General features: G+C 34.0%; 8 protein-coding genes and 1 pseudogene. 5 read left to right on the top strand and 4 right to left on the bottom strand.

The features are described from left to right. The first annotated feature begins 300 nt into the window (after positions 1 to 300). Together AST99_RS15785 and AST99_RS15780 are read left to right on the top strand one after the other, a co-directional pair. Positions 301 to 813, top strand: coding sequence for a c-type cytochrome (locus tag AST99_RS15785; protein ID WP_069727870.1), 513 nt, complete (start codon positions 301 to 303; stop codon positions 811 to 813). A 152-nt stretch (positions 814 to 965) separates the two neighbouring features. Further along, positions 966 to 1,913, top strand: a complete 948-nt coding sequence (locus tag AST99_RS15780; protein WP_057783376.1) for a phosphoribosylaminoimidazolesuccinocarboxamide synthase — start codon at positions 966 to 968, stop codon at positions 1,911 to 1,913. Here AST99_RS15780 and AST99_RS15775 read toward each other — a convergent pair. Beyond that, positions 1,899 to 3,020, bottom strand: a complete 1,122-nt coding sequence (locus AST99_RS15775; RefSeq protein WP_057783374.1) for a heparan-alpha-glucosaminide N-acetyltransferase domain-containing protein — start codon at positions 3,018 to 3,020, stop codon at positions 1,899 to 1,901. The two genes, AST99_RS15780 and AST99_RS15775, sit on opposite strands and share 15 nt — an antisense overlap. A 197-nt stretch (positions 3,021 to 3,217) precedes the next feature. Between AST99_RS15775 and AST99_RS15770 the strand changes: the two genes are divergently transcribed. Further along, on the top strand, positions 3,218 to 4,591 hold the full coding sequence (locus AST99_RS15770; protein ID WP_057783371.1) for an alanine/glycine:cation symporter family protein: 1,374 nt from the start codon (positions 3,218 to 3,220) through the stop codon (positions 4,589 to 4,591). A 54-nt stretch (positions 4,592 to 4,645) separates the two neighbouring features. Here the strand turns inward: AST99_RS15770 and AST99_RS15765 are convergent, their stop codons facing one another. Beyond that, positions 4,646 to 5,110, bottom strand: coding sequence for a hypothetical protein (locus tag AST99_RS15765; protein WP_057783369.1), 465 nt, complete (start codon positions 5,108 to 5,110; stop codon positions 4,646 to 4,648). A gap of 81 nt (positions 5,111 to 5,191) precedes the next feature. After that, a complete protein-coding gene (locus AST99_RS15760; RefSeq protein WP_057783394.1) occupies positions 5,192 to 5,668 on the bottom strand; it encodes an Hsp20/alpha crystallin family protein in 477 nt (158 codons plus the stop codon). Positions 5,669 to 6,062: 394 nt separating this feature from the next. On the opposite strand from AST99_RS15760, the pseudogene acs reads away from it, so the two are divergent. After that, positions 6,063 to 7,973: pseudogene (gene acs, locus AST99_RS15755) on the top strand (acetate--CoA ligase); the annotation flags it as partial. 57 nt (positions 7,974 to 8,030) lie between these two features. On the opposite strand, the gene fahA reads toward acs, so the two are convergent. Further along, entirely contained in the window at positions 8,031 to 9,320 is a 1,290-nt protein-coding gene (fahA, locus tag AST99_RS15750) for a fumarylacetoacetase (protein WP_057783366.1), read from the bottom strand. Positions 9,321 to 9,431: 111 nt separating this feature from the next. On the opposite strand from fahA, the gene glyA reads away from it, so the two are divergent. Next, complete coding sequence (gene glyA / locus AST99_RS15745; protein ID WP_057783392.1) at positions 9,432 to 10,706, top strand: serine hydroxymethyltransferase; 1,275 nt, start codon at positions 9,432 to 9,434, stop codon at positions 10,704 to 10,706. Positions 10,707 to 10,764 lie beyond the last annotated feature (58 nt).

Raw genomic sequence — 10,764 nt, 5'->3', positions numbered from 1 at the left:
TTTTTTTTTTTTTTTTTTGAGTTTCCTATATGGTGTAATAGAAGTAGATTTAGAGTGAAATATTTACGGTTGGTCTTAGTTGTCTGTTATTGTATTATTCATGTTGAATCTAAACTTGTTTGTCATCTTACCCAAACAGTTAATAAATTTCATTTTAAGGATTTGTAAAACATCCGAAATTTCTGTCTTTAGTCGCTTTAGAGTGTCAAATATATGCTGTACAACGCGAAAACACTATATTTACATAATCACCCATATTAGGTGAATATGATCTCCTAGGTACTATAAAATTTAAGTTTTATGAAATCCAAACGTATGTTGTCCCGTATAACAGGATTAATTGCTATGGTGTTGTTAACAAGTTGTATTAATGGATTAAAAAGGAAGCCAAAGACAGAATTTATTTATCCCGATTTACATATAGAGCGTCATCAAAAACCAAAATCTAAAGGGGTTGGTCATGTGCGATTTGTAGACTTAGCAGATACGATTTCGAATGTGTTAGCAGATAAAGGGAAATTAATTTTTGAAGCACAGTGTGCAGCTTGCCATAAGTTAACAGACCAACGACTTGTTGGTCCGGGTTGGGCTGGAATTACAAATTATAGACGTCCAGAATGGATTATGAATATGATTCTTAACACCGATGAGATGTTGGAAAAGGACGAAGCCGCAATTATTCAGTTAAAAGATTGTATGACGCGTATGCCTAATCAATATCTTACCAAAACAGAAGCACGATCTGTCTTAGAGTTTATGCGTAGAAACGATATGCAACAAGTTAAAAGTAAAGATGGTGCTGCAGCAAAATAAAGAATAATTTTATGAGATATAAGTGTGTTAAATTTAAAGGATGCAGTAAAAATATTTTATGAATTATTCCTTACTTTTACGCTTTTAAAACTTATCATTTTCATTAATTATTAAAACTTCTTAAACGAAGTACAGATGCAATTTTAGAAACCATGACAATTACAGATACTAATTTCAATTTTCCAGGACAGAAAAGTTTATATAAAGGAAAAGTAAGAGCGGTTTACAATATTAACGACGATTTATTGGTTATGGTTGCTACCGATAGATTAAGTGCTTTTGATGTTGTTATGCCTAAAGGGATACCTTTTAAAGGTCAGATTTTAAATCAGATTGCAACAAAGTTTATGGCACAAACCGAAGATTTAGTTCCAAATTGGTTAGTGGCTACACCAGATCCTAATGTTGCTGTAGGACATTTATGCGAACCTTTTAAAGTTGAAATGGTTATTCGTGGTTATATGTCTGGACATGCCGCTAGAGAATATAAAGCTGGAAAACGCGAATTATGTGGTGTGGTAATGCCAGAAGGAATGGTAGAAAATGATAAATTCCCTGAGCCTATAATTACGCCTGCTACTAAAGCAGAAATGGGCGATCATGATGAAGATATTTCTAGAGAAGATATCATTAAAAAAGGTATTGTTTCTGAAGCAGATTATCTTGTGCTTGAAGATTATACACGTAAATTATTTCAGCGTGGAACAGAAATTGCTGCAGAGCGCGGATTAATTTTAGTAGATACTAAATATGAATTTGGTAAAACTAAAGACGGTAAAATTGTATTGATTGATGAAATACATACTCCAGATTCTTCTAGATATTTTTATGCAGAAGGTTATGAGGCTCGTCAAGAACGTGGAGAAGCACAAAAACAACTGTCTAAAGAATTTGTACGCCAATGGTTAATTACTAACGGTTTTCAAGGATTAGAAGGGCAGGCTTTACCAGAAATGACAGATGCGTACATTGAAACTGTAAGCGAACGTTATATAGAATTGTATGAGAATATTATGGGTGAGCCTTTCGTTAAGGCAGACGTTACAAATATCCAGGAACGCATAAAAACCAATGTAGAAAATTATTTAGCGTCTATATAGTCTAATTCGGGTAACCGTATTTGCTTTAATAAAACTAGCAGCCTTTCTAATGTAAAAATTTAGGAAGGCTTTTATTTTGTCTGATTGTAGCACAATACAACATACCACTACCATAAAAGATAAGGCTCCAAAAATGGCAGAAAACGGCGTTAAAGTGTGGTGTAAATAGCGATATAAACCAAAACCTGTAAAGCTACCGTAAAGGATTATAAAATGCACAACATAAATAGATAGCGTATTGTTACCCAATTTAGATATTAATGGATGTTTTAAATAGCTTTCTAAAGCATAAAATATACCAAAGGTTATGGACACAGCACCTAATCTGGAAAACAAATAATTGTAGTTAGCAGCATCATAAAATAATCTAATGTCTGTTAACATATAGAGTAACTCTAGTGTCATAGAGCTTAAATAACATAAAAACAATCCTCCAATTAAGAAGCTATAAATAGTGACGGTTTTAAAATGGTCTTTAGGTTGAAACTTCTGAAACAGAATACCAAGAACCCCACCATAAGCCACATAACCAAACCATGGGAAAATGTTAAATACCGAGCCGTTTTCTTTAGTTAAATAATTCACAAATAGATCGGGTACTTGTGGTAATGTTAGGTTTCTGTATAAAGGTTCCGCTACAAATATAAGTGTACCTATAGCCGTTAATACTATTGGTAATAGTTTTGCATTTACTTTTAATAAAAGATATAATCCGTTTAAAAGTAGTAGCGAAACTCCAATAATTTGAAGTACGTCTATGACTAAAAAGTAACTATTGAAGTGTCCCGATAACCAATAAAAAATTGGAATTCTTAGCGCGTATCCTATTAATATTAAAGAGACACCACGTTTTAAACTTTTTTTAACTCTGGAGTGTTCGGTGTGTTTGGCTTCAGCTTTTTTTAATAAAAACATGACCACCAATCCTGTAATGGTAAAAAATAAAGGCGCAGTATTTCCTCTCAAGTCGGCCCATATGTTAAAAAGGGTATGGGTAGACGATTTGTAAACAGGAGCTAATAAACCATCAATAAAATGCCCTTGTAGCATCATCAAAATAGCAAATGCTCTTACAGCATCTAGAAAGTATAAGCGGTTGTCCTTCAAAGTATATAATAATAAAATGGCTGTAAAAATACAATAAATTTAATTCATTAAATTAATCTAAACTCGCTATTCATTATTATTTAAAAATCCACGTAATAATATCCGAAATTGATGTAAAACAGGGGGCTTTTTTGAAAAAAATGTTAAAGTTTTGAGGTTAAAAAGAATTATATTTATCCAAATATAGTCACGAGTTCATGGTTTTTTTAGATAAGTTATTTTCAGAATTTGCATCTTTAGTTTGGGGTTTACCATTATTAATACTTTTAACAGGTGGCGGATTGTACTTGTTGTTGTACTCCAGATTCTTACCGTTTCGTTTTATTGGCCATGCCATTCAAGTACTTAGAGGGAAATATGACGATCCGAACGACCCTGGAGAAATTTCACATTTTCAAGCTTTAACAACAGCCTTATCTGCAACTGTGGGTATGGGAAATATTGCAGGTGTTGCGGTTGCGATTGCTATTGGTGGTCCGGGTGCGGTGTTCTGGATGTGGGTAAGTGCCATAATAGGTATGGCTACTAAATTTTTTACATCGTCTCTAGCCGTGATGTATCGCGGTAAAGATAGCGAGGGTAATTTACAAGGTGGCCCGATGTATTTTATTATGGAAGGTCTAGGGAAAAAATGGAAACCTCTAGCCGTTATGTTTAGCGTATGTGGTTTGGTTGGTGCGTTACCTATATTTAACGTCAATCAGTTAACACAAGCCATAAACGATATTTTATTAGCTCCTAATGATATAGAAATTGGTTTTAAATCTAGTTTTATCATTGGTTTGGTATTGGTAGGAATTACAAGTGTTGTAATTTTAGGAGGTATTGATAGAATTAGTAAAACAGCAGAAAAATTAGTACCATCTATGGTAGTGTTATATTTTGTGTTGGTGCTCATAATTCTTGCTGTACATATTGATGAAGTGCCCAAATACTTTAGAATGATATTTTCTAATGCCTTTACAGCCGATAATTTTAAAGGCGATAGTTTTTTAGGTGGCGCATTAGGCGGATTAATTCTTTTAGGGATTCGAAGAGCCGCATTTTCTAACGAAGCAGGAATTGGAACCGCTCCTATGGCACATGGTGCCGCTAAAACAGCAGAACCTATTCGTGAAGGTTTAGTCGCTATGTTAGGGCCGGCAATAGATACCTTGTTAGTATGTACATTAACTGCTTTGGCGATTTTAGTTACAGGCGTTTGGCAAACATCGGAAGCTAATGGTGTAAGTTTAACAGCTTCAGCATTTGCACATGCTATTCCGGGTTATGGAAAATATTTATTACTGATTTGTATTTTTGTATTTAGTATTTCCTCACTCTTTTCATATTCGTATTATGGTTCTAAATGTATGTCGTTCCTTTTCGGAGCAGATAAAAAACACTACTATAACTACATTTATATTGCTAGTATAATTTTAGGAGCAACTACATCTTTAAATATGATGATTAACCTGATTGATGGTTTCTTCGCATTAATGGCTATTCCAACCATGTTAGCGACGTTAATTATGGCACCGCGTGTTTTAAAACGGGTTAAAATATACGTGGCTACATTGCAGAAATCTTAGGTCTATTTAAGTTACTCCTATAATGTTTTGTTTAAAGAGAATATTGTAAAGTAGTTATTGTTCTGTGTCGGGCTCAATTAATTTTGGATCTAAATTTTCCATGAGTTTCTTGTGTTCAGCAATCATTTGTTCTCTTAATTCTTCCATAGATGTAAAGTCTCTATTAAATTGATCTTTAAAGAACTCGTTGTTAAAAACCGAATTGTTAAATAGAGAATCTTGAGGAAATATGTCTTCAAAATTGGTCGAATTTAATGCTGAAAAATGGCTCATAAAATCAGATCTATATTGTTGCAGTATACTATCTTGATCTTGAAAAGGTAAATCCTTTAAAGTCTCATGAGAAGACCAAGAATAGACACTATCATATTTAATTAAACGGCCTTGTTCATCAAATTCTTTATCTACCTTCCATGTCCCTTTTGGTGGCTCTGAGGTGCGTTTTTCTGTTTTATCTTGTTGTCCGTTACAGCTTATAGTTAATAAAGAGACTAGTGTAATTAAAATATAATTTTTCATGATTATAAATATTAAGAATTAAATGAGGCTGAATATATCAGCCTCATCTATACTAATCGATTTTAATAAACAAGTGTAGCACTAAGAAATTTCAATAGTTCTTGCAGGCTTTTGTTTTGCTTCTTCTTTTTTAGGTAAGACAATGTTTAAAATACCATCGTTATATTTAGCATTAATCTTATCGGCATTAACGCTTTCTGGTAAACTAAAAGAACGTTTAAAAGAAGAATATCCAAACTCTCTACGCGTGTATTGTGCAGTGTTCTCTTCTTTTTCTTGTTCTGTTTTTGTAGAAATAGATAACATTTGATTGTCTAAGTCTATATGGAAATCAGATTTTTTAAGACCAGGAACAGCCATTTCTACAATAAAAGCATCTGCAGTTTCTTTAATGTTAACTTTTGGTAACGTCATTCCAGTATTAAAATTAGAAGTAAATACTGAAGGAAGATCTCTGTTAAAAATATCGTCTAACCAAGTAGACAATGTTGGGAAGTTTTCATTTGAATTTGTGTTTGCTAAACTTCCGTTTTTAGGAACACTAACTAAATTGCTCATAATACAAAATTTTAAATTAAACATGATTTCAAATTAGAATCGATTACGACTTCTATTGTTCTATTAGCAAATTAAATACCAAAATGAATATGACCTATAAGAGAGCCGTTTTGCGATGAAATTTTGTCATTTTATATGAAAAAATGTCGTTTTTAAATTGCTGAAAAATGACAAGTTTACATTTTATGTTATAAAACCAGATTGTGTTGTAGGAAGCTTAAAACTAATGATTTTAGATTAAGTGTGTACTCCCATTGTAAGGATGTTGTAATAATTCGTAGTTAAATTTATGTTATCGGTAGAAAAAAGTTACATATTGTGTTAAATTTTTATAATTTAGAAGAGTGTTGTGAAAACATCAAATTCATCAAATTAACTTTTTAAACCAAAACGTACAATGAGTAATTATCACATAAAGCATTTAGAAGAATACTATCAAGTTTATCGAAAATCTGTTAGAGAACCAGAAAACTTTTGGGCAGAGGTTGCCGAAGAACATTTTATGTGGCGAAGACGTTGGGATACTGTGTTGAGTTGGGATTTTAAAAAACCGGAAATTAAATGGTTTGAAGGAGCTCAGCTAAATATTACCGAGAATTGTATCGATAGACATTTAAGAACGAAAGGCGATCAAACAGCAATTATTTTTGAGCCAAATAGTCCAGATGAAACTGCCGAACATATTACATATCAGCAATTGCACGACCGCGTGTGCCAAATGGCTAACGTACTAAAAGATAAAGGCATTAAGAAAGGAGATCGGGTATGCATTTATTTACCCATGATTCCAGAACTGGCTATTTCACTATTAGCTTGTGCTAGGATAGGAGCGATACATTCAGTAGTTTTTGCAGGATTTTCGTCTAAAGCCTTAGCATCTCGTGTTAATGATAGTGAATGTAAAATGGTGATTACTTCAGACGGATCGTATCGAGGTTCCAAAACCATAGATTTAAAAGGTATAGTAGATGAAGGATTAGAATCTTGCCCTTGTGTAGAACATGTATTAGTCGTAAATCGCATAGATTCTGAGATTGAAATGAAAGCAGGTCGCGATGTGTGGTTGCAGCCTTTACTAGATGAGGCTTCTCCAGTATGCGAACCCGAAATTATGAATGCAGAAGATCCGTTATTTATTTTATATACTTCAGGATCTACAGGGAAACCAAAAGGTATGGTGCATACCACAGGTGGCTATATGGTGTATACGGCCTACACATTCAAAAATGTATTTCAGTACAAAGATGGCGATGTGTATTGGTGTACAGCCGATATTGGTTGGATTACCGGACATAGTTATATTGTGTATGGGCCTTTAGCGAATGGTGCAACAACAGTCATGTTTGAAGGTGTGCCACAATACCCAGATTTTGGACGCTTTTGGCAAATTGTAGAAAAGCATAAGGTGAATCAATTTTATACTGCACCAACGGCTATTCGTGCGTTAGGAAAACAAAATATTTCATTTGTAGAAAATTGCGATTTATCATCGTTAAAAGTATTAGGATCTGTTGGAGAGCCAATAAACGAAGAAGCTTGGCACTGGTATAACGATAATGTAGGGAAACATAAAAGTCCGATAGTCGATACGTGGTGGCAAACAGAAACAGGAGGTATTATGATTACACCCATTCCGTATGTAACCCCAACAAAACCAACATATGCAACCTTACCTTTTCCGGGTATACAACCCGCTTTATTAGATGAAGAAGGAAAAGAAATAAAGGGCAATCAAGTCGATGGACGTTTGTGTATAAAGTTTCCTTGGCCATCTATAGCGCGAACCATTTGGGGAAATCACGAACGGTATAAAGACACTTATTTCTCTGCTTTCGATAATATGTATTTTACAGGCGATGGTGCTTTGAGAGACGAGGTTGGCTATTACAGAATTACCGGTCGTGTAGATGATGTTATTATAGTTTCTGGACACAATTTAGGAACAGCACCAATAGAAGATGCGATTAACGAACACCCAGCGGTTGCAGAATCTGCTATTGTTGGATTCCCTCATGATGTTAAAGGAAATGCATTATATGGATATGTTACGTTAAAAGAAACCGGAGAATCTAGAGATCAGAATAATTTAAGAAATGAAATTAATCAATTAATTAAAGATCGTGTGGGCGCTATAGCCAAATTAGATAAAATTCAGTTTACAGATGGCTTACCTAAAACACGTTCAGGTAAAATTATGCGACGTATTTTAAGAAAAATAGCAAGTAAAGATATTAGTAATTTAGGAGATACAAGTACATTATTAAATCCTGAATGTGTACAAGTAATTATAGATGAGAGTTTATAAATATCCCTCACAAGTAGTAAAACAAAATCCCGATGTTAAATCGGGATTTTTTTTGTTTTATTTTTTCTTAGGAGTAAATACGGGAAGTAATTCTGTTTTAACTTCTCCAAATCCAATTCTAATGCCGTCATTTTCACAATGACCTCTCATGACAACAGTGTCGTAATCGTTTATAAACTGACGTTCTGTTCCATCTTTTAATGTAAGTGGTTTAGTGCCTTTCCATGTAATTTCTAACATCGAGCCTAAAGAATCTGGAGTTGGCCCAGAAATTGTTCCACTTCCCATTAAATCTCCAGAGTTTACTGGGCAACCATTAATAGTATGATGTGCCAATTGCTGAGACATGTTCCAGTACATATATTTAAAATTTGTACGACAAACCACAGTTTCTTGTGCTTTTTTAGGCTGAATGGCAACTTCTAAATTAATATCGAAACTCTTTTTACCTTTAGTTTGTAAATATGGCATTTGCTCTTTAACAGGTTTTGGTCCCTGAACTCTATACGGTTCTAAAGCGTCTAGAGTGACAATCCAAGGCGACATTGAAGAGGCGAAATTTTTAGATAAAAACGGTCCAAGCGGCGCATATTCCCAACTTTGAATATCTCTGGCACTCCAATCGTTAAATAAGACTAATCCAAAAATGTATTCTTCAGCTTCATTTACAGGAATGGGTTCTCCTAAATCATTAGCATCCGTAGTGATGAATCCCATTTCTAATTCAAAATCTACAAGTTCTGAAGGGCCAAATATAGGGTCTTTAGAATCTTGTGGTAACGTTTGTCCTTGAGGTCTATGTATTGGGATTCCAGAAGGAATTATTGAAGAACTTCTTCCGTGATATCCAACAGGAATATGTAACCAGTTAGGTAATAAAGCATGATCTTCGTCTCTAAACATCGCGCCAAGGTTGGTAGCGTGTTGCTTACTAGAATAAAAATCTGTGAAATCTCCAATTTGTACAGGTAATTGCATTTCGATTTCATCTAAACGAAATAATACAATTTCCTTATGTTGTTTATTATTTTTTAACGTCTCGTTTTCAGCATCAAAAATATCTGCAATTTTATTACGTACTGCGCGCCAAGTCTTTCTTCCATCAGCAATAAAATCATTTAAAGTATCTTGAAGAAAAATATCATCGGTTAAAGGAATATCACTAAAATACCCTAATTGGTGTAAAGCCCCAAGGTCGATCGCAGTATCTCCAATTCGAGTTCCTATAGTAATAATGTCGTCTCGGGTAAGAAATACACCGAAAGGAATATTTTGAATAGGGAAATCCGAATTTTTATCGACATGGAGCCATGTCTTACGATCGGGATTGTTGGCTGATATTTGCATAGTATAATTGTTAATTGTTTGTTTAATAAATTCTATTCAAATATATGTTTTTTGATGTATTTAACTAATCTATTTGTTATTTTTGAGGAATTTTTAACGATAATTATAATGATGCAACGCGACGAACAAATTTTTGAATTAATAGAAGCAGAAAAACAACGCCAATTACATGGTTTAGAGTTAATTGCTTCAGAAAACTTTGTAAGCGACCAAGTAATGGAAGCTGCAGGTTCTGTTTTAACTAATAAATATGCTGAAGGCTATCCTGGAAAACGCTACTATGGTGGTTGTGAGATTGTTGATGAAGTAGAGCAAATCGCGATTGATCGTGCTAAAGCCCTTTTTGGAGCTGCCTATGTAAATGTGCAACCACACTCTGGAAGTCAGGCTAATACAGCCGTTTTTGCTGCGTGTTTAAAACCAGGTGATAAAATTTTAGGTTTCGATTTATCTCATGGTGGACATTTAACTCACGGTTCTCCTGTAAATTTTTCAGGAAAATTATACAATCCAACATTTTACGGTGTAGAACAAGAAACAGGAATTTTAAACTATGATAAAATTCAAGAGATAGCAACTAAAGAACAACCAAAGTTAATTATTGCCGGTGCTTCTGCCTATTCTCGTGATATCGATTTTAAACGTTTCCGTGTTATAGCAGATAGTGTAGGTGCAATTTTAATGGCAGATATTTCTCATCCTGCAGGATTAATTGCAAAAGGAATTTTAAACGATCCAATTCCTCATTGTCATGTTGTAACAACAACAACTCATAAAACATTAAGAGGACCACGTGGTGGTATGATTATGATGGGTGAAGATTTTGATAACCCTTTCGGAATTACACTTAAAAATGGAAACAAAAGAAAAATGTCTTCTTTATTTGATTCTGCGGTATTCCCAGGAAATCAAGGTGGACCTTTAGAACACATTATTGCTGCTAAAGCAATTGCTTTTGGTGAAGCTTTGACAGACGAGTACCTGACTTATATGCTACAAGTAAAGAAAAATGCAGCAGCCTTAGCTGAAGCATTTGTAGCAAAAGAGTATAATATTATTTCTGGTGGTACAGATAACCATATGATGCTTATTGATTTAAGAAATAAAAATGTTTCTGGAAAACAAGCAGAAGAAGCTTTAGTAAAAGCAGAAATTACGGTAAACAAAAACATGGTGCCTTTTGATGATAAGTCTCCATTTGTAACATCTGGTATTCGTATTGGTGCTGCAGCCATTACAACTAGAGGGTTAAAAGAAGACGATATGCAAACTATTGTAGATTTAGTAGATGAGGTGATTTTAAACCTTGAAGACGAATCTGTATTAGAAGCGGTTGCGACTAAAGTGAATGCACTTATGGCAGATAGACCTTTATTTGTGTCTTAAGACATTGCATAATACCTTATATAGATAAAAATAAAAGACTGCCAATTATTGGCAGCCT

This window comes from Formosa algae (genome assembly GCF_001439665.1).
Taxonomy (GTDB): domain Bacteria; phylum Bacteroidota; class Bacteroidia; order Flavobacteriales; family Flavobacteriaceae; genus Formosa; species Formosa algae.
Note: the sequence above shows the minus strand (reverse complement) of the source record. Positions and strands in the feature narration are given on the sequence as shown.